18 protein-coding genes and 2 pseudogenes are annotated in these 21,898 nt (G+C 61.6%); 8 read left to right on the forward strand and 12 right to left on the reverse strand.

What is annotated here, in order from left to right; all coding sequences use genetic code 11:
• Nucleotides 1-22 precede the first annotated feature (22 nt).
• Nucleotides 23-706: a TetR/AcrR family transcriptional regulator gene (locus FJ970_RS32555; protein ID WP_140761863.1), complete on the forward strand. Its 684-nt coding sequence runs from the start codon at nt 23-25 to the stop codon at nt 704-706.
• On the opposite strand, the gene FJ970_RS32560 is transcribed toward FJ970_RS32555, so the two are convergent.
• The gene (locus tag FJ970_RS32560) at nt 703-2,241 is read right to left on the reverse strand and encodes a trimethylamine methyltransferase family protein (protein WP_140761866.1); all 1,539 of its coding nucleotides are present in this window, start codon (nt 2,239-2,241) and stop codon (nt 703-705) included. The two genes, FJ970_RS32555 and FJ970_RS32560, sit on opposite strands and share 4 nt — an antisense overlap.
• Nucleotides 2,226-4,307, reverse strand: coding sequence for an FAD-dependent oxidoreductase (locus FJ970_RS32565; RefSeq protein WP_140761869.1), 2,082 nt, complete (start codon nt 4,305-4,307; stop codon nt 2,226-2,228). Before FJ970_RS32565 ends, FJ970_RS32560 begins: the two co-directional genes overlap by 16 nt.
• Nucleotides 4,308-4,401: 94 nt before the next feature.
• Here FJ970_RS32565 and FJ970_RS34045 point away from each other — a divergent pair.
• Nucleotides 4,402-4,593: pseudogene (locus FJ970_RS34045) on the forward strand (Tn3 family transposase); the annotation flags it as partial.
• A 424-nt stretch (nt 4,594-5,017) separates the two neighbouring features.
• On the opposite strand, the gene FJ970_RS32575 reads toward FJ970_RS34045, so the two are convergent.
• Entirely contained in the window at nt 5,018-7,441 is a 2,424-nt protein-coding gene (locus FJ970_RS32575) for an EAL domain-containing protein (RefSeq protein WP_227792251.1), read from the reverse strand.
• Between the two features lie 154 nt (nt 7,442-7,595).
• Between FJ970_RS32575 and FJ970_RS32580 the strand changes: the two genes are divergently transcribed.
• Nucleotides 7,596-7,772: a hypothetical protein gene (locus tag FJ970_RS32580; protein WP_181183002.1), complete on the forward strand. Its 177-nt coding sequence runs from the start codon at nt 7,596-7,598 to the stop codon at nt 7,770-7,772.
• A gap of 382 nt (nt 7,773-8,154) precedes the next feature.
• Here FJ970_RS32580 and FJ970_RS32585 read toward each other — a convergent pair whose 3' ends face one another.
• From FJ970_RS32585 to FJ970_RS32605, 5 genes are all read right to left on the reverse strand, one after another.
• Complete coding sequence (locus FJ970_RS32585) at nt 8,155-8,856, reverse strand: DUF4336 domain-containing protein (protein ID WP_140765826.1); 702 nt, start codon at nt 8,854-8,856, stop codon at nt 8,155-8,157.
• A 378-nt stretch (nt 8,857-9,234) separates the two neighbouring features.
• The gene (locus FJ970_RS32590; protein ID WP_227792254.1) at nt 9,235-10,554 is read right to left on the reverse strand and encodes a glucoamylase family protein; all 1,320 of its coding nucleotides are present in this window, start codon (nt 10,552-10,554) and stop codon (nt 9,235-9,237) included.
• On the reverse strand, nt 10,551-12,002 hold the full coding sequence (locus tag FJ970_RS32595) for a GH39 family glycosyl hydrolase (RefSeq protein WP_140765821.1): 1,452 nt from the start codon (nt 12,000-12,002) through the stop codon (nt 10,551-10,553). The genes FJ970_RS32590 and FJ970_RS32595 overlap by 4 nt, the downstream gene beginning before the upstream one ends.
• Nucleotides 11,999-13,564, reverse strand: coding sequence for a GMC oxidoreductase (locus FJ970_RS32600; protein ID WP_140765819.1), 1,566 nt, complete (start codon nt 13,562-13,564; stop codon nt 11,999-12,001). The genes FJ970_RS32595 and FJ970_RS32600 overlap by 4 nt, the downstream gene beginning before the upstream one ends.
• Before the next feature lie 7 nt (nt 13,565-13,571).
• Nucleotides 13,572-14,381: an SDR family oxidoreductase gene (locus FJ970_RS32605; protein WP_140765823.1), complete on the reverse strand. Its 810-nt coding sequence runs from the start codon at nt 14,379-14,381 to the stop codon at nt 13,572-13,574.
• Nucleotides 14,382-14,640: 259 nt separating this feature from the next.
• On the opposite strand from FJ970_RS32605, the gene FJ970_RS32610 reads away from it, so the two are divergent.
• Genes FJ970_RS32610 through FJ970_RS32625 form a run of 4 tightly spaced genes read left to right on the forward strand, consistent with a single transcriptional unit; the run spans nt 14,641 to nt 17,342 of the window.
• Nucleotides 14,641-15,111, forward strand: coding sequence for a DoxX family membrane protein (locus FJ970_RS32610; protein WP_140765817.1), 471 nt, complete (start codon nt 14,641-14,643; stop codon nt 15,109-15,111).
• Nucleotides 15,108-15,551: a cupin domain-containing protein gene (locus tag FJ970_RS32615; RefSeq protein ID WP_140765815.1), complete on the forward strand. Its 444-nt coding sequence runs from the start codon at nt 15,108-15,110 to the stop codon at nt 15,549-15,551. Before FJ970_RS32610 ends, FJ970_RS32615 begins: the two co-directional genes overlap by 4 nt.
• Before the next feature lie 4 nt (nt 15,552-15,555).
• Nucleotides 15,556-16,458, forward strand: coding sequence for an SMP-30/gluconolactonase/LRE family protein (locus tag FJ970_RS32620; RefSeq protein ID WP_140765813.1), 903 nt, complete (start codon nt 15,556-15,558; stop codon nt 16,456-16,458).
• Nucleotides 16,455-17,342 carry a VOC family protein gene (locus FJ970_RS32625; protein WP_140765811.1) on the forward strand — a complete coding sequence of 296 codons (888 nt, stop codon included), beginning with the start codon at nt 16,455-16,457 and terminating at the stop codon, nt 17,340-17,342. The genes FJ970_RS32620 and FJ970_RS32625 overlap by 4 nt, the downstream gene beginning before the upstream one ends.
• 863 nt (nt 17,343-18,205) lie before the next feature.
• On the opposite strand, the gene FJ970_RS32630 is transcribed toward FJ970_RS32625, so the two are convergent.
• A protein-coding gene (locus tag FJ970_RS32630) for an IS5 family transposase (protein WP_227792257.1) occupies nt 18,206-18,966 on the reverse strand; the annotation gives its coding sequence in 2 pieces (ribosomal slippage) (nt 18,206-18,627 and nt 18,627-18,966; 762 coding nt in all).
• A gap of 377 nt (nt 18,967-19,343) precedes the next feature.
• Between FJ970_RS32630 and FJ970_RS32635 the strand changes: the two genes are divergently transcribed.
• Nucleotides 19,344-19,553: a hypothetical protein gene (locus FJ970_RS32635; protein WP_140765849.1), complete on the forward strand. Its 210-nt coding sequence runs from the start codon at nt 19,344-19,346 to the stop codon at nt 19,551-19,553.
• A 540-nt stretch (nt 19,554-20,093) separates the two neighbouring features.
• Here FJ970_RS32635 and FJ970_RS32640 read toward each other — a convergent pair.
• The 3 genes and pseudogenes from FJ970_RS32640 to FJ970_RS32650 all read right to left on the reverse strand — a co-directional run.
• Entirely contained in the window at nt 20,094-20,267 is a 174-nt protein-coding gene (locus FJ970_RS32640) for a hypothetical protein (RefSeq protein ID WP_181178856.1), read from the reverse strand.
• Nucleotides 20,268-20,320: 53 nt separating this feature from the next.
• A complete protein-coding gene (locus FJ970_RS32645) occupies nt 20,321-20,584 on the reverse strand; it encodes a hypothetical protein (RefSeq protein WP_224616344.1) in 264 nt (87 codons plus the stop codon).
• Between the two features lie 83 nt (nt 20,585-20,667).
• Nucleotides 20,668-21,298 (reverse strand): annotated as a pseudogene (locus FJ970_RS32650) (SDR family oxidoreductase); the annotation flags it as partial.
• Nucleotides 21,299-21,898: the final 600 nt, after the last annotated feature.

Genomic DNA, 21,898 nt, shown 5'->3' on the forward strand with positions numbered 1-21,898 from the left:
CGTAATCGATTAGCTGGTTTGCATGACGGATGCCCAACCAGAAGGTGCAAGAAGGAAGCGCGGTGCAAGAAAAGCTCCGCCGCGCTTCAGCCGCGAGCAGGCCGATGTGCGCCGCTCCATGCTGATCGAGGCGGCGACGCGATGCCTGTCGGTCGGCGGCATCGGCGCCTTCACCATCGACCGCATCTGCAAGGAGGCCGGCGTCTCGCGCGGCCTCATCAACCATCACTTCGAAAGCCTCGATGGCTTGCTGGTCGAGGTCTACAAATCCTCGCTCTACGCCAGCGTCAACAACCAGATCGCCGAAGCCAAACGCCGCCGCGCCGAGACGTCGGATTGGTCGCCGCAAGCAGCGCTTGCCGCCCTGGTGCACTCCAATTTTGCACCCGAATACTTCAGCCGCGAGAACCTGCTGATCTGGCTGTCGCTGTGGGGCGAGATCGCCGTCAATCCGCGTCTTCAGGCGGCGCATCGCGAACTCTATGACGCCTACCGGGCGGAGCTGGCCGAGGACATTGCCGCCGTCGCCATACCGCGCGGCAGGCAAGTCGACGCCCGGGCGCTGGCGCGCAATTTCATCGCGCTGGTCGACGGGCTCTGGCTCGAATGGTGCCTCGATGAAAGCGTGGTGACGCCGCAAGCAGCGGAAGCCGCAGGCTTCGAGATGCTTGAGGCTCAGGTCGGGCCTTTGCGAGACGCCTACTAGTTGAGCGGCGAACCGCCTTCGCGCTTGCGGCGCTCCATATAGTCCCGCAAGGCTTCGTCGATGCCCGGGTCGATCGGCGGCTGCTCGTATTCGGCGACCATCCGCTTCCAGACGACATTGGCGCGCTCGCGCGCGGTCACCTGGCCGCGCTCCATCCAGGTGTCGTAATTGTCCCAGTTGGATACCAATGGCGAATAGAAGGCCCGCTCGTAGCGTTGCATGGTGTGGGCGGCGCCAAAGAAATGCCCGGCCGGGCCGACCTCGCGCACGGCCTCCAGCGCCAGCGTGTCAATGTCAACGACCGGCGGATCGAAATAGGCCGACATCATCTGAAGCATCTCGGCATCGATAACCAGTTTCTCGAACGATGCCGTCAGGCCACCGCCGAGCCAGCCGGCGGCGTGCATCACCAGATGGGCGCCGCCCATCAGGCAGCCCCACAGCGACATGGCGCTCTCATAGGCCGCCTGTGCATCGACCGAATTGGCGGCGGTGACGTTACTGGATCGGAACGGCACGCCGATCAGCCGGCTGAGCTGGCCGGTGATCTGTGCGGCCTGCGTGTATTCGGGCGTGCCGAAGGCCGGGGCGCCGGTCTTCATGTCGACATTGGAGGTGAAGCCGCCATACATGACCGGCACGCCGGGGCGAACGATCTGGGTCAGCGCGATTCCGGCCAGCGCCTCGGCATGTTGTTGCGACAACGCCCCGGCCAATGTCACCGGGCTCATCGCACCAGCCAGCGTAAATGGCGTGACGACATTGACCTGGCCGTGTTCGGCCAGCGCGATCAGGCCTTCGGCCATCGGCTCGTCGAGCTGCAGCGGCGAGTTGGTGTTGATAATGCCGGTGAATACCGGCATCTCCTGCGCCAGGTTTTCGCGCGTCGTGCCGAGCGATATCGCCACCATTTCCAGCGCGTCGATGGCGCGCCCCCGGCCAAGCGCCTGCGGTTGCCAGTTCTTGTCGAGCAAAGTGATCTCAGCATAGTAGAGGTCGAGATGGCGGGTATTCTGGTGCAGGTCGAGCGGCTCGAACGGCCCGCCACCTTCCTGGTGCAGCACGTTGAACGATTGGATCAGCTTGAGGTAGTCGCACATCTCCGCATAGGTTCCGGGTCGGCGTCCGCGATCATTGTCCATGACATAGGCCGGCCCGCCCACCGACGACAGGATACAGTGCCTGCCGCCGACCTTGACGTTTTTTTCCGGGTTGCGGGCGCGCAGCTCGAACGAGGACGGCGCCGTGGCGACGCGCTCCATGATCATGGCGCGGTCGAAGCGCACCCGCATCTCGCTTTCGTCGACATCACAGCCCGCCGCGCGATAGAGCTGGCGCGCCCGCGGCTGCAGTACCCGCATGCCGATCTCTTCCAGGATGGTGAGACCCATCTCATGGATGGACTGGACCTGGTCGGCCGACAGCACCTCGATCGGCGCGTAAGGTCGCGTCAGCTGTTTCCACGGACGCTGCGCGATGCCGCCGATTTCACGCTGCGGGCGGCCGGGTCTGCGGCGGGCTATACTGCGTTCCATGGCTTGGCTCCTGTCGTGAAAGATGGTCGTTCGCGCAGCGGTATTCCTGCCCCTGCCGGCAGATCCAGATGGCGGGCGTACTTGTGGCCGGAATGCACCGCATCGGCGATCGAGGACGGCGCCAGGCAATCGCCGATCCGCGTTATCGACGGGTTGTTCTCGCGCTTGCGCGCACTTGCTGCGGAGAGCGCGTCGAATAGCGTCTGTTCGGCGATGCGTCCCGTCACCAGCACCAGCGTGCCGAAGTCGCGGCGCGTGACCCGGCGGGTGTAGGTGCAGGCGAATTCGGCAACGCCGTTCGCTGCCGACACCAGGCTTTGCGACAAAAGCAGGCCAATGCCGCTTTCCATCAACTGCTTCTGGACGAAGAACTGCTCGTCGGTCATCTGCGTCCAGCTCGACACCACTGGCAGCGGCGTGGCGATGGTCACCGCGTGGCCGGCAACGCGCAGTTTCTCCGCCAGCGCACCGCCCATAAAATAATGCTCGTCGTCATAGACCAGCACCGGACCCGTTACCGGGACTCCGGCGAAGATGTCGTCCGGCGTCAGGATCGACGGCGACGCCTCGATCCCGACCGGCATCTCGACGCTGGCGCCGACACCGTCGCGCCGCCAGAAGCTGCCGGTCGCCAGCACGATATGGTCGACGCCGAGTGATAGCACGTCCTCGGCGTCGAGCCGGCTGCCGGGATAGATCGCGACCGATGGCTGTTTGCCGAGCATGTGCAGGCGGTGGTCGCGTACCCGCGCCCATGCCGCCAGCCCGGGCAATGTCGCCTCCCGCGAGACGCGGCCGCCGAGCAAGTTGCCGGCTTCGGCCAGCATCACGCCATAGCCGCGCCGGCCAAGCGTCAGTGCGCATTCGAGCCCTGCCGGGCCGCCGCCGACCACTAGCACGCGCGCTTCCGAACCCTTGTTGTCGACCTGTTCGGGATGCCAGCCGCGCCGCCATTCCTCGCCGATCGTCGGGTTCTGGGTACAGCGCAGCGGCACGCTTTCATTGTTGGCCGAGCGGCAGATATTGCAGCCGATGCATTCGCGGATCTCGTCCTCGCGTCCCTCGAAGATCTTCTTCGGCAGGAACGGGTCGGCGATCGACGGGCGCGCCGCGCCGATGAAATCCTGGATGCCACGCCTGATCTGGCCGACCATGGTGTCCGGCGAGGTGAACCGCCCGACGCTGACCACCGGTTTTGTCGTCAGCCCTTTGACGAAGCCGACATACTCTTCCTGAAAACCTTCCGCGCTGAACCGTGACGATTTGGAATCGTTGCCGAGCGAGCCGGCAACGTTGATGTCCCAGAGATCCGGCAGCTCGGCCAGCATCTCGATGATCTCGCGCCCTTCGCCTTCCGAGGTGATGCCATGCGGTCCGTGCAGTTCGTCGACCGCCAACCGCACCGCCACCGCGCAGCTGTCGCCGACGGCTTCCTTGGTGTCCTCGATCATTTCGCGCAGCAGCCGCACGCGGTTCTGCAAGGCGCCGCCATACTCGTCGGTGCGGCGGTTGGTGCGGCGCGACAGGAACTGGAACGGCAGGTAGTCGTGCCCAGCATAGCAGTAGACGATGTCGAACCCCGCCCGCCGCGCGCGGATCGCGGCTTCGCGCTGCCAGCGACGGAAGTCGCTGATGTCCTGCCGGTCCATGGCGCGCGCGCCGCCGGGCTGGACAAACTTCGCTGGTTGCGCCGAGGGCGCCAGCAGTGGTTCGCGCGTCAGCCGGTTGTTGGTGTGGGCGCCGCCATGCCACAGCTCGACCGCTGCCAGGCTGCCATGGGCGTGGATGGCGTCGGCGGTGCGCGCCAGCTCGCGGACGTCGTCCTCATCCCACAGCGACAGGAAGCCAAACGGCGAGTCGTCGGAACTCGGATGGATCGAGCAATATTCCGTTGAGACCACGCCCCAACCGCCTGCGGCCTTGATGCCGCGCAGCGCAGCGCCGCTTTGCGGCCTGAGCGTGCCCATGCCGGTCGCATGCGGGGTCTGGTAGAAGCGGTTCGGCGCGGTGACGGGCCCGATGCGAACCGGTTCGAAAAGGATTTTGTAGCGGGGATTGCAGTGCATCGGGGCTTCGCGAATATGCTTGTTGAACGATCGTACAACAAGCATATTCGCGCTTTTGGTAAAACGCAATCCCAATGCCGCGCTTCGCACCTCGGTACGCAATCTCAAAGATCGTAAGTTCCACACGTTCGAGAAGGGCGACGCATACCCGGCACTGTCGAACCACATCGGAGCACCGATCAACACCACGCTCATTCTCGACCACTGGGACGATCTGCTTCAGCTGGCAGCGTCGATCACGACGCGATCCGTCGTGCCGTCGACCATCCTGAAGAAGCTCTCGGCACGACGGCGGGTAGTGTTTCAGTTTGAAAATAGCGCAAACGCCTGTTCCGTTTGATCGAGGTGGCGCAAACGCCTATAATAGCGGAAGCATGGAGGCCACTCATGTCGGTGCGCGCCCGCGAATCGCGAACAGCCTCAACCATCCGAACCTCAAAGGGGTCGGGGTTGGAACCCATGTGTTCAGTCTTACCTGTTTGGCAAGCGAGGCTCACATCCGAATGGCGAAGGTCATCGCAGAAGCCGGCCCGATTGCTGCTGCGCTTACAAAGCGGGTCACCTAAACGATGCCGGCGGCGCGGGATCTTCGCAGGAGCAAGGCAATTTCGTCCGAGGGAGGCGAGGACCAAATGTGGCTACTCAATCTCCAGGTCCACGCTAACCCGAGGCGCCCGGCGCCCCCGACTTTTTTATGCTCCCGTTCCGGCCTAGGCCGCGCTGCTCTTGACCACGTGCAATTCGTGCTTGTTTGGCCGTCGGGGAGCGGCTGACGAGTCTTCACCGCTTGTATGATGGACGAACTCGGCTATCGGGCAAGGCCGGCCGAGAAGATAACCCTGCATGGCGTCACAGGGTTCTGCACGCAGAAAATCTAACTCTGCGTCGGTTTCGACGCCCTCCGCCAGAACCGGCAGGTTGAGGCCCCGAGCGAGACCGAAGACGGCGCGCAGAACTGCGGCGGCCTCATCGCTCGCATCCACAGAATGCACCAGGGACTGGTCCACCTTGATCTTGTCAAACGGGAACGCCCGCAGGTTCGATAAAGAAGAGTAGCCAGTGCCAAAATCATCCATCGCGATCTGGACACCAAGGATTTTGAGCTTGTTGAGCACTGCGAGCGCTCGGCCAATATCCTTGATCAGCGATGATTCTGTAATCTCCAACTCAAGTCGGGATGGATCCAGACCCGTTTCCTTCAGTATCTCTTCCACCAGTTCCGGAAGATTCCCGCCATGGAGTTGTACGGCCGAGACGTTGACGCTGATCGCTAACGGTTGTTCCCATGACGCCGCTTCGGTGCAGGCGGTGCGCAGCACCCATTCACCGATCTTCAGAATGGCGCCGCATTCTTCCGCGATCGGAATGAACACCGCCGGGGATACGGCGCCCTTGGTGTTGTGATCCCAACGAAGCAAGGCTTCGAAGCCGTAGACCTTGTTTGATGGAAGCTTTGCCTGCGGCTGGTAGACGAGGCGGAACTCGTTGCGCGAGATTGCAAGACGAATGTCGTGTTCCATCTGGCGTCGGTCGCGCAGATGCTCACCCATGGCCGGCGCAAAGAAGCGATACACGCCACGCCCTTCCGCCTTAGCCTCATAAAGCGCGGCGTCTGCATGGCTTAGAAGCGTCGCGCGATCAGGCGCATCATTCGGGAATACAGCGATGCCGATGCTTGTGCCGAGCGTGACCCCGGCGGGCAGAATCATCCCTCCTCCGTCGCTAAACGCCTCCAGGATGGCTTCAGCGGTTCGCGTTGCATAAGCGGGGCTCGGCAGGCCCGGAATGATCACCGCGAACTCGTCGCCCCCAAGGCGCGCGAACATGTATTGTGGCTTGAGAATACTTTTGATCTTCTCGGCAACCAATTGAAGCACCTCGTCGCCGACGAGGTGACCGAAGAGATCGTTGATATCCTTGAAGCGATCGAGATCCAGGAAGAGGACGGCAAAGCAGCGGTCGGCGCCACGATGCGCCACGAACTCAGCGTCCAGCCTCTCGTTGAAGCTTCTGCGATTTGGCAGACCGGTCAGGGGATCGTGGTTGGCGAGGAAGTGAATCTCCTCCTCGGCCCGCTTGCGACCGCGGATGTCGCGCACTGCAAGAACCTTGTGTGGCTTGCCGCTAAAGACGATGCTGCGGCGGATCAACTCCACCGGTATCGTGGTGCCGTTCGTCGCCCAAAGCCCCGCCTCCAGTGGCTTCCGTTCCGTGTTAACGAGTTCGTCCTGCGACAGCGTGGGGAAGAAAGAAGCGAGCGAGCGGCCGACCACTTCCGATCTGTCGACGCCGGCAAGTGCGGCGAAGCTTTTATTGGCTGCAACAATCCCGGCCTCGTTGCACACAACCAGCCCCTCGACGGTGGCGTCTGCCAGTTCCTGCATACGCGCAGTCTCACCCGCGCGGCGAAGGTCTCGCAGATCGAGGCCGAGACCGACAAGGGCTAAAAGGATGATGACAGTCGAAGCGAGCGCCACACCGATCGCCATCCATTCGGCAGGCAGCGCCGAGGCCGAAACCACAACACGCGGATCAGGTATGATCGCTGCCGCGGCCATCGCCGTGAAATGGTGGCTGCAGATCGCAATTGTCAGCACCAGGGCGCCGAGCGCCTTCCACCTGACGTTGTTTTCCCGAAGCGCGACCGGCAATGCAGCGGCGCCGAACATACCGCCGAGGAGGATGGAGGCGGCAACGAGCGGCGGATCCCAGTCGATGCGGCCGGCGATCTCGAACGCGGCCATGCCGGTATAATGCATAACGGCGATCCCGCCGCCCACGATGGCGCCGCCAATCCAGCGGCCATGCTGCACGCGTGGTGAGATGCCAATGGAAAGGCCAGTTCCCGTCAAAATGATAGCCGCGACCAGTGAGACGATCGTCAAGGCGATGTTGTAGCCGCTCGGCACCGCGGGCTGGAAGGCCAGCATGGCGATGAAATGGGTAGCCCAGATGCCGAAGCCGGTGGCGACGGCAGCGACCGCGAGCCAGAACCGTTGCATCGCAAATTCGCTGCGCCGGACATGATGGAGAAGATTAACCGCAGCGAAGCAGGCCAGTGCGCAAACGAAGGCCGCTAGCGCAACCAGACGCAAATCATGCTCCGTTGCAATGCAGGTGTAGACCTTCAGCATGCTTTTTTCTCGAAGCCCGCACACACTTGCAAGAAAAATGCGTTGAGTAATGAATAAGTGCTTAAACTGCTTGCGCACTGTTTAAGAAATGATTTGTTGTTGCTATAAATAGCTCATCTGACCAGCAGCGACGATGCTTCTCATGCAGGCGGGCGTGGCAGACGCTCCAAGGCGGTGTCTGAGGCCGGGCGCCGCGACCGGCGACGGCTATGGCGAGAAGAACCCGCGCCGGCTGCGCAACGGCTACCGCGACCGCGACTGGCCGCGGCCGATGTTGTGGCTATGGTTCGTGATCCTGCCAGAGCCGAAGCGCTCCGAGCCCAAGGCGTGACCTCCGGCAGGGGGATTACAAGAGGCGCTGGTTCGATGACAGCCAGACCCTAAGTCGTCTCATCCGCCGAGCCACTACCTCACTGGAAGGCGCGGTGGCCGATGCGATGTAAGAATAATCTGGTTTGGGGAGCCGCTTCGGCTCGGCGCCTGCTGGGATGGTCGGGGCGCACCCGCATATCGAACCAGCAAACTGAACTGGCCAGCAATGATGTTTGTAAACTGGCGAGAGGCGTCTCGACGGCGCTGCCATTCGCGATCGCTGGATGGAGATCGATAGCCGCGTCTAAGCTTAGCAGTATGAAAGGGCCGGACGACGACCGGTGACTATGTAAGATCACCGGCTAGCCGCCATTCGGCGAAACCAGTTGGCGACGGTGAGACTACTGGATCAGCCATGAAAAGGCACGCCGCAAAAAGGCTTCGCCACCCGTCCTGACAACCTCACCGTGCGCCACGACGACGTGCTCGGGATGGTTTCCGATCAACTCACGAATCTTTGGGCGCGCGGTTGCACGGTTGCGGAAACTGATCCGATAGTCGATCGGCGGATAGCCCCAGCCTTCGACCATTTTCGAAAGGTTGGCGATTGGCCGCGTCCACCAAGGCCAATGGCGTTTCAAGAACGTCTCACTGAAGGTCTGCGAGAGGTCGGCGATGATGGCGGTGCGCGACGCGCGGTGAAAGAAGATCAGCTCGTCCATGAAAGGCGAATTGGTGAAATAGAACTGGTCGATCTGGCCGTTCCATTCGGCTGGCGGATTATCGGCCAGCGCCCCGGAAAAGCGGAGTTCCCTGCACTTGGCGATTGTCTGCGCCGTCGCCCATAAATTCGCTTCTGGGAATGCGGCCTGCCACTCGCCCAGAAACAGGTAGTGCAGCTTGTTGGGGCTGACGATATTCCGAACAGGGCCAAGCGCCCGAATCTCGTCCTCAATCGCTGCCGTCCTTTCGACAGGCGACCATAACCACAGCCCCCCATCGGCAAGACGCACGACGACCATGCGTGTCGGATAATCGAAGCCTTTGAATGAGACGACCCCGCCATCCGCAAACCATAGGTTCAATCCCAGCGGCTCCAACATGGTCGGGAAGTCTAATCCGCCAGATGGACGCTTTCCACCCCCTGAAGGAGCTAGAAGCGCGATTGCAGCGATATCGAAAACGGCCGTCCGACACGGCCGCAGCTTGCTGTCGATTGCTTGCCAGGTCGAAAAATGCACGATCGCGCAGGCGTCCCTCTCCGTCGAGGAAGAAGCCGATCGCTTAGATCCGTTTCTGAGTAAGTGGTCGCTTTGTACGAATGGTTTCGCCAGCGTTCCATGCTGCGCGACCGTGCATGCTAGGATCATAGTGTAAAGAACCCGTCATCGTTCTCCTTGACCTAGATTGGCTGAAGACGAAAACCGATTGAGGTGTGAAGCTCTGGCTCTATGCAACCGTTTAACTCCCAGTTGGTCGACCTACTCGCCGACAGTCTCGAGCCATCCTCCCCGAAAGCCGGCCCCGCGCAGACCGCGAACAACATGCTTGCAGCCGCGCATCAGCCGCCAAAGAAAATCGGATCGGTGATTCTCCACCATCAGCACGATCGGCCCCTGGTTCAGCCCCAGATGATCCGGAGCCACCCAGCCGGCAGGATCTCCGATGTCTGGCGAAAGCGTCGGGTTGAAACTCGCCTTGAAACCGTAGGAATTGTCGAGATTGAGGTTGATATCATGGAAATGGCGCAGCGCTGGCAGGACGATCTCCGGAGCAAAAGGCAGTGATGCCGCGACTGCCCAGGGCGACAGAGTGCCATCGTCGGGTCCGAACGGCACGCCGCGGGCGCGATAGCCGTAGAACCGCCGCTCGACCCCGCCGATCCGTCGCGTCTGCCATCCTGGCCCGTCGCTGGCAGTCACGCCCCAGCTGTTCTCGTGATAACCGGAAAATTCCATTGAATTACGGGACGCGTATTCGCGCTGGACATAAGTCGCCGTCCGGCTGTTCTCGAAATAATCGCTTTTGTGGTCGCGCATGAAGCCGTCGCGGATGCCGCGGAAGTCGAGCCAGACATGCGACAACTGATGGATGAACAGCGGTCCTGCATAGACGAACTCGTGGCCGTAGATCTTCTTCCAGCGGTAAGTTGACAGCCACGCCTGGTAGCTTTCAGGCGGCAGGCAATGCGTCGGCGAGCCGATGCCGAGGACATAGAGGATCAACGCTTCGTCGTAGCCTTCCCATCGGTAGCCAAGGAATCCTTTTTCCGGCGTCCAGCCATGGGCCACGGTGGCGCCGCCATTGCGAGCCCAGTCCCAGTCGACGCGCTCGTAAAGCGCCTCCGAGAGGGTGCGGATTTCCGTTTCGTCCTCGGAGTTCTCCCGGAAATATGCGCCTACCGTCAGGATGCCGGCGATCAGAAGCGCGGTGTCTATCGTGGACAGTTCGCAGCGCCAGACGCGCCGTCCCGTCTCCATGTCCAGGAAATGGTAATAGAACCCCTTGTAGCCGGTGGCATCCGGTCCGGTTCCTTGCGTGCCCTTCCAGAAGAAGCGCAACGTGGCCAGCGTCCTCGCGCACGCCTGCTCGCGTGTCATGAAGCCGCGCGCCACCCCGACCGGATAGGCCGCGAGCGCGAGCCCGACCGCCGCGATGCTGGCGGGGGAGCCTTTTCTGGATCTGTCGGCAACCAGCCCGTTCGCCTCATTTGCTTCGTAGAGGAAATAGGCGAATGACTTGCGCTGGAGCGCCGCCAGCAGGTCCTCGCCGACCGGCATCTGGTCCGGATCGGCTTTCATTGACCGAGCCTGGATGGAAGAGCGACCGTCACTGCGGCGACCGACTGCGGCGGCATAGAAATCTCGAAGCTCGCCGTGTTGGCGTCGTTCTTGATCTCGATCGGTTCGCCCCGGAGCTCTGACCGTCTCTTGAGTTCATCGACCGACGCTGCGTCCAAATATTCCGGCTCGCCCAGTTGTTCCCAGTGGCGCTTGGCATTGGCGTGCTCGATATCAATGCGCTGAACCGAGGCGCCCATCCCCGACGGCGCGGATTCGAGCGCGAAGAGAACCTGCTCCGTTTCAATCGGGTGGCGTGGCAGTCCAAAGTTCGTCAGCACCACCGTGGAGCTTCGGTCGCCGTGCACGAGCCAAGCATCGACGGTTTCATGGCTGCCCTCGACAGGCAGCATCTGCGTGCCCAGTCGATGCAGCAGCTGGAATGCGCGATACGCGGGCTTGGCGATCCCGTGGATGTTGAGCAATCCGAACCCTCCCTGGAAGGGGACGGAAGGTAAATAGTTCTCCTCGAAAATGTCTGAGAACGTCCAGTAACTATACCCCTGAACGAGCCCTCTCGCCTCCATGACCGTCTTGACGATGAACGCGGCGGCATAGGGGTCGTCGTGCATGGCGTCGCGCGGGTTCGACGATGTGCACCATTCCGTGTAGTAGAGGGGCAGATCGCCCGCTTGCTTGCGCGCGATGCGGGCTTCGTCGCGCAAGGCGCTGCGCCTGCTCGCGGCAAGCTGTGCCTCGCTGTCGTCGCCCGGCTTGCCGAAGTCATCGGTTGGGTAATGATGCGTGCTGACGAAATCGGCTGGAAGATTGCTGGTCCGGCAATAGTTCAGAAAATCCTCGATCCACGCATTGTCGGCTGTCGCGGGGCCGCCGACCTTGAGCATCTTGTCGACGCCTTTAATGGCTTCGACGGTGTAGCGGTACAGCTCGAAGTAGTCGCTCTGCTTTCCGCTCCCGAAGGCAGCGAGGTTCGGTTCGTTCCAGACCTCGAAGAACCACTGCCGCACCTCGTCCAGGCCGTAGCGGTCCACCCAGTGGCTCACTAGCTTTCGGATCAGCACCGCCCATTGCGCGTGGTCCTTTGGTGGCGTGACATTGGCACCATAATGGAAAACCGTTTGATCGCCCGAGGCCAGGGCGGATGGCATGAAGCTCAGTTCGACAAAGGGCCTCATGCCAATGGAAAGAAGAAAATCGAAAATCTGGTCTGCGTTGAAGAATGAATAGAAGAATGTGTCACCTTCGGCGACGAGCGTCCCCATGTTGTCGCATAAGATACCGTGGAACCTGACATGCCGCATGCCCAACTCGTCATGCGTTTGCTTCAACTGAGTTTGCCAGTCGGCGCGCAGCGCAAGCGTAGCATGGCCGCTGCCTACCGTGTGCTCCCAGAAATGCGGAAAACTGGTCGCGGGTCCGTTCAGGTCGCTCGAAAACATAGCCGTCATAGGAGCCGCTCCTTGATCCGGTCCGCGACACGGAGCGCGTTGGCGATGATGGTCAGTGTGGGATTGACCGCGGCGATCGACGGAAAGAAGCTCGCATCTGCGAGGTAGAGGTTGTCGAGTTCATGCGCCTTGCAGTCGACGTCGAGGACCGACACTGCGGGATCAGTGCCGAAGCGCGCGGTTCCTGCCTGGTGCGCGGTTCCGGCAATCGGGATGTCCTGGCTGAGATAGAGCTTGCGTTCCAACAGCAGCGGATGCGCCCCAGCCTTGCCCAATATTTGCTTGAGCTTCTGCCGGAGCCGGCGGTGCGCCTCCTGATCGCCGTCGGCGAGGTCGAGGACGACCCGCTCGCCATCGTAGCGAATGCGGTTCTCCGGGCGCGGAAGATCCTCGCTCGACAGCCAGAAATCCATCGAGTGCCGCGCCATTTCATCGAACGGCATCTTCGGCAACCATTCCAGCCACTGGGGCAGCACTTCGCCCCTGATCTGGGCGCCATGCGACGTCGCGCACATCTGGATCAGGCCGAGCGGGTAGCCCCAGTCATCTTCTGACTCGAAGTAGAAATCAGAGACGGCGAGAGTCTTTTGGAAAATGGTTTCGTTCGGCTCAAGCATCAGGGCCATCAGCACGGATTGATTGTGCCGCATGTAGTTGCGGCCGACCTGGCCGGAACCGTTGGCCAGGCCGTCGGGATGCTTGTCGTTCGCGGAGCGCAGCAGAAGCAGCGCCGAGGATAGCGCGCCGCAAGCGACCACCACAATGTCGGCCGTATAGTGCTCCTTCTCGCCGTAGCGAGTCACGGCCACGTCATTGATCTTCCTGCCCGTCGCATGAGTTCCGAGCCTGGAGACGTAGGCATTGGTGAGCAGCATCAGATTGGGATGCGCCTTGAGCGCCGGATCGACGCATACGACCTGCGCGTCCGCCTTGCCGTTCAAGAGACAGGGAAATCCATCGAACGCATCGCAGCGAATGCACGTGCTGGTCGGCGTGACCTTGCCATCCTCCTCATGGAGAAGGATGCCGAGCGGCAGATGAAACGGTCGCAATCCGCCGGCCGCCAAAGCGTCGTGCAGCGCCTGGATGCGCGGCTCGTGTGAAACGGGCGGATAGGGAAAAGGGCCGCTCGACGGCGGTTCGGTCGGGTCTTCGCCGCGTTGGCCGTGAACGTGAAAGAGCCGTTCGGCCTCGGCGTAATAGGGTTCGAACGCTTCATATCCCAGCGGCCAGGCGGGAGATATGCCGTCCTTGTGGCGAAGCTCGCCAAAATCGCGTTCGCGCATTCGAAGGAGCGCCGCGCCATAGACCTTCGAATTGCCTCCGACATAATAATGCAGGCCGGGGCGAAAACTTTTGCCGTCCTTGTCATACCAGATGTCGTTCGCCTGATAGGCGGCATCCACGAACACCGCCTGCGCATCCCAGTTGGCGCGCGAGCGCGGCAGATAGCCGCCGCGCTCGATGAGCAAGATGCGCTTGCCCGTCGGCGCCAGACGTTGCGCTACCGACGCCCCGCCGGGACCGCTGCCAATGACGATGACGTCAAAATGGTCTGTCATCGCGTTTTTAACCGTTGGTCGAAAAGCCCGGAAAGAGGGTCATGCCGCCATCGACGAAGAGCGTGGTGCCCACGACGTAGTCGGACTCGTCGGATGCCAGCCAGACGGCCGCCCGCGCGATGTCTTCCGGCAGCCCGATCCGCCCGTAGGGGATCAGCGTCAGCAGGCTCTTCAGGGCCTCTGGCGTGTCCCAGGCAGACGTGTTGATGGGTGTCCGTATCGCGCCCGGCGCAATGGCGTTGACGCGGATGCGTTTGGGGGCAAGCTCCTGGGCCATGCTTTCCATCAGCAGTTTGATGCCGCCTTTCGAGCTGGCGTAATTGGCATGGCCGGCCCACGGTATCTCCTGATGCACCGAACTCATGCAGATGATCTTGCCGGCCGCGCGCGAGACGGACGAAACGACCCCGCGGCGCAGGAATTCGCGCGTCGCGGCCCGGGCGCAGAGAAATTGTCCGGTCAGGTTGACAGCGAGGACCTTGTTCCACCCTTCCAGCGTCATCTCGGCAAAGGCGCAATCGCGTTGCAGGCCGGCATTGGCGACGAGAATGTCGATAGTGCCGAATTCGCGCATGGCGCGCTCGAACATTTCCTCGACCTGATTTTCCGCCGAAACATCAGCCTTGTGCGCGATAGCCTTGCTGCCGGCCTGATGAAGTTGATCAACGACGGCGTTCGCGGCAGCTTCGCCTTCGACATAGTTCACCACCACATCGGCACCCGCCCTTCCGAGGGCGATGGCGACGCTCTCGCCGATACCGGAGCTGGCCCCGGTTACGATGGCTTTTTGCCTGGCCAATGGCTTGAACTCGGGCATGGCGGACTTCGAACCAGATGCCAATATTGCAGACCCTGAAAACTGCGCGGATGCGAATGAACGCCTCGGAGAAGCAAAAGGTCCGCTCGTTTCGTTACATCGCGATACATGTTCGGGAACAATTTTGTGATGCGTCGGTTCCGAACCAATTGGTGCCTGAACGTATATCCACGGTGACGCGGCCCTCTCGCCCATGGAGTCCGACGCGGCCATGCGCTGCTCGGCGGGGGTGCCGCCCGTGCATCGAAAGGGTTGTCCGATGCCCGTCCTGATCGCTCTCGCGGTGCGCTGTTTGTTGATAGGGCTCTTTCTGCCGTTCAGCGCGTTGGACAAGGCGCTGAACTTCAGGCTGGCGATAGATCAGGCATCCCAGGCGGTTCCAAACCGCCCGCTGGCGGCGGCTTTGATCGCCTGCGGATTTTGCGTCGAGGTCTTCATGTCGCTCGCCATCTTGGGCGGGGTCGCCGATCGACTGGCAGCCTTGATCCTGGCTGGCTACTGCCTCATCACGGCGCTGTTGTGGAAACAGTTCTGGCGCCAGCCCGACTTTCGGCTGAAGGGCAAGAGCAGCGGCCGGGAAGTCTTTTGGGATTTCCTCAAGAACGTCTCCCTTGCCGGCGGCTTTCTTCTTCTCGCCTTCGGGTCGAATGCCGTCGGCGTCGAGCATTTCCTGCGTCATCCGCTGGCCTCCTCAAACCCTTATCAGCTGGTTCCAGGAGAAGCGAAATGAGCGCACGGCCAACGGTTCATTATTGCCATCTATGGACGGACGACGATGGCATCAGCCGTCAGACCCAATGCGCGATGACGGAGTTCGACCTGAAGTCGATAGCGCCACCCGCCGATCCGCAGTGGCAGGGCAAAAAATCGAGCGGTCGGATGACGACGCTTGTCACCGTGCTGCCTGTCGGCTGGATCGGCACATGGCACGAGAACCCCAAGCCGCAATGGATCGTTCCCCTCTCGGGCCGCTGGTTCGTCGAATCGATGGACGGCGAGCGCGTCGAGATGGGGCCAGGCGAATTGTCTTTCGGCGGCGATCAGAACTGCCGGGAGGTCGACGGCAAGCGCGGTCACCGATCCGGGACGGCGGGCGATGCGCCTGCCGTGTTGATGGTCGTTCAGTTGGAAGACGTGCCCGCGCCATCTCGGCCTTGCGAATTCAGATAGTGCGATGAAGAATTTCGACATCATCGATCGACGGTTTTCCCATTATATCCTCGAGAATGCGCCGCTCGAGGAACTCGCCGGCGGATTTCGCTGGATCGAGGGGCTGGTGTGGATGGGCGACGCAAACTGCCTCCTGTTCCAGGATCTGCCGCGCGACCGGACCATGCGCTGGATCGAAGACGCAAGCGTATCCGTCTATCGCGCTCCCTCGGGCTACGCCAACGGGCAGGCGCGCGACACACAGGGCCGCCTGATCTCCTGCTCGCACCGCAAGCGGTGCCTGCTTCGGACCGAATGGGACGGCACGGTCACGCGGCTGGTTGATCGGCACGACGGTAAGCGCCTCAACGCGCCGAACGATGTGGTCGTGAAGTCGGATGGCTCGATCTGGTTCACCGATCCACTTTACGGCATTCAGACCGACTATGAAGGCGGCTGCCAGCCTTCCGAGCAGCCGCCTGCGCTGTATCGGTTCAATCCGCAAACCAAGCGGATCGCCGTTATGTCCGGCGATTTCGACGGTCCGAATGGCCTCGCATTTTCCCCTGACGAAAGACGTCTCTACGTTGCCGAAACCGGCGATCAGACCACCGACGATCCCAAGCGGTACATCATGGCCTTCGATGTCGCGCCGGACGGCGCGCTCGCTAGCGGCGAAATCTTCCATAAGATAGAGCCCGGCTATGCGGACGGGCTGTGCGTCGACGGAGACGGCAACCTTTGGTCCAGCGCGGCGGACGGTGTTCACTGCATCGCACCGGAGGGCAAACTGCTCGGGAAGATCTTGGTCCCGTACCGCGTTTCCAATCTGACGTTCGGCGGCCCGTTCCGGAACAGGCTCTTTATTGGCGGCTCGCACACGCTTTATGCCATCTTCCTCAATCGCCGCGGGGTGTCGTGGCCATGACCGCCGACGTGCCGTCCATCGAGAGGATCGCCTGTTTCAGCCTTACGACGGCCGATGCCGAAGGCGGCGCCCGGTTCTACGAAAAAGCCTTCGGCTGTCGCCGACTCGCAAAGGACCGCCTCGGCGGCCCGCAATTCGAGCAACTGATGGGCCTGAGCGGCGCCGCCGACCGGATCACGCTTGGCATTGGACGCCAGACCATCGAACTCCTGCAGTTCGATCTGTCGGGCGACCCTTATCCGTCCGGATCGTCTGCTTCGGACCTGGTGTTCCAGCATTTTGCGATCGCCGTCACAGACATGCACCAAGCCTTTCAACGGCTTTCGACCGTGGCGGGCTGGACGCCCATCTCCACGGGCGGGCCGCAGCGCCTGCCGGCCTCGTCCGGTGGCGTTACTGCGTTCAAATTCCGAGATCCGGAAGGCCATCCGCTTGAGTTTCTCCAATTCCGCGGAGGCGGCGACTCGCGCTGGCCGGCAAGCTCGCCTCACGAACCGTGTGTGGGGATCGATCATTCTGCGATAACAATCTCCGACACCGATGCCAGTGTCGCCTACTACGAGAACATCGGCCTTAGCGTGTCCGCGCGCTCGTTCAACCACGGGATCGAGCAGGAAAGGCTTGACGACGTGCAAGGCGCCGAGGTCGACGTGGTTGCGCTCACACCGGTTACCTGCATTCCGCATCTTGAACTGCTATGCTATCGCAAGGCTCAGCGGGCCCCGCTTGTTCATCCTGCACCTCCCCCAAAAGCCAACGATATTGCCAGCACACGTGTTGTGTACGAGGCTGGCAGAGCATGGAGTGCTGCGGATAGGGGTGTAACGCGCGCCATGCGCGACCCGGACGGCCATGCTTTCGTGATAGCTTCTCCAAACGCATGAATTTCGCCTCGCCAAGACTCCGGCGAACCTGGTGACGTGTTGATGTGGTTTGAGCCGTGATACCCGCCCCAGGCCTCGGCTGTCACGTATGGCCTTACATCGGAGCTTGTGCAAAATGGGCAGGGATCCCACCAGCTGTCTCCCTCAATAACGGCGATTCCAGCTTCTAACGGCGTTTAATTCGTCGATGCAGACCGGGCCGGATGCCGCCCGGGAAAATGGCATCCAACAACGGGGAAGCGTTTCGGCGGATTGACAATCCTTACTGGCCGCAGCCGTCAATCCCAATCCTGATCAGGTGTGGCGGGACGGCGTGTTGAGGCTCGGGTGTGGAAGTGTATCATTTTAACACAATCGTAAATTTGTAGACTCCCGCGATGCATCGGCAGCTAGTGTCTCCGTCCAGGCTAAGGGTGGGAAAGCTGCGGACCCGGGAGGAAAACGATGTCTGTCCAAAAAGGCGACTTTCGAACGAACAGAGCCGACTATTTGATCGCCGCGGCGAAAGGCCGATCGGCCGTTGATCTCGGCCGCGATGAGATACTGGAAAGGAAGTCTCTGTGGCTACGAGATCCGCGTACTGCCAGATTCGGCGCGAATCCGCGTGATAGCGCTCCGGGATCGAGAGGCAGACCCCGCGGCAATTAGCAGCTCTGGTACTTCCGGCACACCCTGCCTTTGTGCTACCCCAGCTTCGTCCTTATGGATGCCTGCCGATCATTCAGGCAGGGGCGTATATTTGTCGTCAGCCGGTGCCGTGTTTCTTTCCGAGCCCCCGCCGATTGGTCCGCTGGCACACCCCAAACCCGACGGCTACCGGGCCGCTCCCGTATCGGCACTCCTAGGGCGTAGTGACGATTTAACTACCTGAGCCAGATGGCGATAGCTGCAAGTTTGACAAAGCCCATGAAGTTGGCGAGCAGCTTGTCGTATCGAGTTGCGACGCGGCGGAACTGTTTGAGTTTGTTGAAGAAACGCTCGATGATGTTGCGCTCCTTGTAGAGATCAGCGTCGTAGGGACGCTGATGCTTTCGATTGCGCTTGGGCGGGATGACGACGTCGGCGCCTATTTCTGCGATCTTTTCAAGCAAATGGTCGGCGTCATAGCCCTTGTCGGCGATCGCTGCGCCGGTCTCGAAGCCGTCGACGAGATCATGCGCGAAGGCGATGTCATTACGCTGCCCTGGGCTTGCGATCAGGCGAACCGGTAACCCAAGAGCATCGCCTGCCGCATGGATTTTGGTGCTCAGGCCGCCGCGAGACCGGCCCAGACCTTGGGCATCCGCCCCCCTTTTGACCGGCGCGCACCGGCGGCGTGCTGATGAGCGCGCACAATGGTCGAGTCGATCATCAGCCATTCCAGATCGGCTTCGCGCGCAAGAACCATAAGCATCTCGTCGAGAACGCCCATTTCGATCCAGCGATAGTAGCGCCGCTTCACGGATCGATAGTCGCCGAGCCGCTCGGGTAGATCACGCCAGCGCCCACCCGAGCGGGCCATCCACAGCAGGGCATCGAGGAACTTCCGGTTGTCGGTGCGCGGGCCGCGCTTGCCCTTCGTACCGCCAGGCACAAAGCCCTTGATCCGTTCCCACTGATCGTCTCGAAGCGCATCGCAGTCCATCGCTGACCTCCAAAAATCAGCGTTGAATCTGATTTGCCCTTCCTTGGGAATCCCAACCCGTTAAATCGTCACTACGTCCTAGCGAAGCAGAGTTGGGGATTGCGCGAGAGCAAGCAACGGATGCGTGCGGCATGCGCGACTTACGTTGCACGGTGCAAACCGCCCTCAGCCCCGCTCTCTTGCCGCAGGATCAGCCGCCGTCCTTCCCCTCAGGCGGCTGCCGTGGGGCGCCCCTGCTTGCGTTCCACACCAACGCTCTAGTCTGCTCGTCTCCGCTAATGCAGCGCGGGCTGGGACGCCCCATCCGCGTAAATGTCGGCTTGGTCGAATGTCTGCCATATTTGGGGTAGACGCTGCGGCACTTGGGGAGAAATCAAATGCCCGCACTCACCTTGGCAGTCGATATTGCAGACGCGGTAGCAGCGGCAAAGAAGCGTCGGCAGTTTTCGTTTGACCTGCAATCCAAGGCAAAGGAACTGGCGATGGCTCACCCAGATGCGGAAGCCAGCATCGGTGATGTGACAGATGTCCTCGAAGAGGAGAGCTTGGCCGCTGGCATTGTTCTGGTTTCCGAGCCTGGCAGATAGCCGGCCACAGCAGCGTTGGCCCGTGCTGGTAGCTGAGCACGGGACGAGCGGAAAACCTTTAGCGGCTCTCGCCGTCAAACTTAAACTTGCCATTGCAGACGTAACGATTCCGGCCACTTCCTCACGGTTGCGACCAGTGATGGGGTCGGTCATCTTAGTGCCATTGATTATCACTGTCACGTTGACCGAGCCGAACTGTTGCTCACACCAGACTTCGGAATGTAGCGGCATGCAGGGAAGGACACGGCGAGGCGAAGGGGTGTCCCATTGGTCCCTATCAAGGAGTGCAGGTGATTTCACCGGAGACGGCTATGCCCGCCTTGTTTGAGCGCAGATCATAGCTGCCCAGCGGAAGCGCAAGTTCGGCGGCAAGTTTCTTCAGCTTTTAACGAGCTGTCGTGTGAAAACGTCTCTTATGCTGCTCGTCATAGGAGCAACTTCTGTTCCAGTCGAACATGTCGGCCTCCATGAAACGAAACAGGCCCGGCGATCGCTCGCGACCCCAGGCCCATCATCGGTTGGTTTTATCCGGTGAAACGATCAGGCGGCCGCGCGCCCCTCGATGACATCGGCGCCGATCTCGTCGGCGGAGACCTCATCGAGATAGGCGCGGCCGCAGGAGTTGCCGGCAAGCCAGTGCTCGGCCGCCTCGCTGTTTTCGGCCAGATGCGGAAGCTCCGGGCTGTCGCCGAGGGCCTGCAGCACGCGGACCATGTCGATTTCGGGGGCCTGGCTGATGTGCCGGGCCTGGTGCGGAACGGGAGGGCCTATTCGGCAGCCTGGAGGTGGTCCGTCTCGTCGCTGTCGTCGATGGTCACCGGCTCATCGGAGGACGCACCCGCACCCTCGGCGAGAAAGGCTGGCAGTTCGGCGGCATCGCCATCGAGCGCCGCCTCGTCCGGCAGCTCGCCGGCGACGGCGTCGCCGGTATCGTCAGCCACTTCGTCGACGTCGAGGCGCAGCGGCTCGGGCAGCCAGTTCGATCCTTCGAGAAGACGGGCGGCTTCACGCGCCACGATGTCCTTCTTCATGTGATCGATCAGCTGCGCGGAGTCCGCGCCACGGGCTTCACGGACAGCCTGCAGGATCCGCGCCTGGTGAGGCGAACGAGGAACTCGAAGATCGGGGCGACCGGCTTGGCCTTGCGCCCCATCTTGTTGAGCGCCCAGTCGAATTGCGGCGTATTGACCGCAGGCAGGTCGACCATCGTCAGGTGTACATCGAGCTTGTCGTGGATGATCTCGGAACGCAGACTGTCGGTAAACCCGCTGATCGCTGCTTTGGCGCCGCAGTAAACCGATTGCAGCGGCACGGAACGATAGGCCAGTGCCGACCCGACGTTGACGATGGTTCCGCGATTTCGCACGCGCATTCTCTTCAGCGCCGGGCCATCATACCATGTACCTGTCCGAGGTAAGTCACCTTGGTGCCGCGCTCGACCTCTTCGGCAGTCAGCTTGGCGACGGGGGAAAATATCGTCGCCATCGCGACATTGACCCAAATGTCGATTGGACCGAGCTCCGCTTCGACCCGATCCGCGGCCGCCTCAACCGCGGCAGGATCGTGACATCCGTCGGAATCGGCAGCGCGTTTACGCCGTACCGCCGCACATCATTGGCTGCCCGCTCAAGCCGCGCGGCATCACGCGAAAGCAGGCCGACATCGAAGCCCTCTCGAGCAAACTCCTCGACGGTGGCGCGACCGGCGCCCGCGCCGGCACCTGTGATCACCACCACCTTGGCCATACATCCTCTCCTGGATATGGCCATCTAACGACGGGTTCGGAGTGTTGTTCCGGGCCGAATGGCGAAAATGGGCCACGGCGGAAACATTGGCGTCGTGCGCCGTTTAGGGATGGACAGCGCTGAGCGCCGCCTTGCCGCCGGGAGGATGGGTTGCTTGAACACTATCATTTGATCGCCATCGGCAGCTGCCTAGGCTGTGCTTCGTTCGCCTATGCGCCCGCGCCAACCGGAAAGCGCCTGATCCTCGAACGATTATCTACCGGGCGAGGAGGCTGACTGGAGCGCGCAGGCTGCCTTGGTCGACGGCAGGTACCAAGTCGGCCCACGCGCAGGTAATCTACATCGATCCAATGCTGGCGAAAACACGACAATGTGAAGCTGGTGACCAATGCCGACGGCCAAGAGGAACCCTGCCGTCCATGGAATAGACGTGGCTATCCGGATGGGGCAGGTCCTCAGACTGCAGGCAGAAGTCCATAGAATGGCGCGCGAACTCGCTGAACGACATGTCCGGCAGCCTGAAGCAAACCAATCCCGGAGTGAAGCGCAAGCTGAAGGCGGTTTTGTCGGATCGGGTGGTCGGCCGTCGCTCGATCTCAC

This window comes from Mesorhizobium sp. B2-1-8 (genome assembly GCF_006442545.2).
In the GTDB taxonomy this organism is placed as follows: domain Bacteria; phylum Pseudomonadota; class Alphaproteobacteria; order Rhizobiales; family Rhizobiaceae; genus Mesorhizobium.

What these genes read in the sequence shown, in the direction of transcription:
- FJ970_RS32555 (WP_140761863.1), top strand. Translation starts at nt 23, where the DNA reads ATGACGGATGCCCAACCAGAAGGTGCAAGAAGGAAGCGCGGTGCAAGA.
- FJ970_RS32560 (WP_140761866.1), bottom strand. Translation starts at nt 2,241, where the DNA reads ATGGAACGCAGTATAGCCCGCCGCAGACCCGGCCGCCCGCAGCGTGAA.
- FJ970_RS32565 (WP_140761869.1), bottom strand. Translation starts at nt 4,307, where the DNA reads ATGCACTGCAATCCCCGCTACAAAATCCTTTTCGAACCGGTTCGCATC.
- FJ970_RS32575 (WP_227792251.1), bottom strand. Translation starts at nt 7,441, where the DNA reads ATGCTGAAGGTCTACACCTGCATTGCAACGGAGCATGATTTGCGTCTG.
- FJ970_RS32585 (WP_140765826.1), bottom strand. Translation starts at nt 8,856, where the DNA reads ATGTTGGAGCCGCTGGGATTGAACCTATGGTTTGCGGATGGCGGGGTC.
- FJ970_RS32590 (WP_227792254.1), bottom strand. Translation starts at nt 10,554, where the DNA reads ATGAAAGCCGATCCGGACCAGATGCCGGTCGGCGAGGACCTGCTGGCG.
- FJ970_RS32595 (WP_140765821.1), bottom strand. Translation starts at nt 12,002, where the DNA reads ATGACGGCTATGTTTTCGAGCGACCTGAACGGACCCGCGACCAGTTTT.
- FJ970_RS32600 (WP_140765819.1), bottom strand. Translation starts at nt 13,564, where the DNA reads ATGACAGACCATTTTGACGTCATCGTCATTGGCAGCGGTCCCGGCGGG.
- FJ970_RS32605 (WP_140765823.1), bottom strand. Translation starts at nt 14,381, where the DNA reads ATGCCCGAGTTCAAGCCATTGGCCAGGCAAAAAGCCATCGTAACCGGG.
- FJ970_RS32610 (WP_140765817.1), top strand. Translation starts at nt 14,641, where the DNA reads ATGCCCGTCCTGATCGCTCTCGCGGTGCGCTGTTTGTTGATAGGGCTC.
- FJ970_RS32615 (WP_140765815.1), top strand. Translation starts at nt 15,108, where the DNA reads ATGAGCGCACGGCCAACGGTTCATTATTGCCATCTATGGACGGACGAC.
- FJ970_RS32620 (WP_140765813.1), top strand. Translation starts at nt 15,556, where the DNA reads ATGAAGAATTTCGACATCATCGATCGACGGTTTTCCCATTATATCCTC.
- FJ970_RS32625 (WP_140765811.1), top strand. Translation starts at nt 16,455, where the DNA reads ATGACCGCCGACGTGCCGTCCATCGAGAGGATCGCCTGTTTCAGCCTT.
- FJ970_RS32635 (WP_140765849.1), top strand. Translation starts at nt 19,344, where the DNA reads ATGCCCGCACTCACCTTGGCAGTCGATATTGCAGACGCGGTAGCAGCG.
- FJ970_RS32640 (WP_181178856.1), bottom strand. Translation starts at nt 20,267, where the DNA reads ATGGTCCGCGTGCTGCAGGCCCTCGGCGACAGCCCGGAGCTTCCGCAT.
- FJ970_RS32645 (WP_224616344.1), bottom strand. Translation starts at nt 20,584, where the DNA reads ATGAAGAAGGACATCGTGGCGCGTGAAGCCGCCCGTCTTCTCGAAGGA.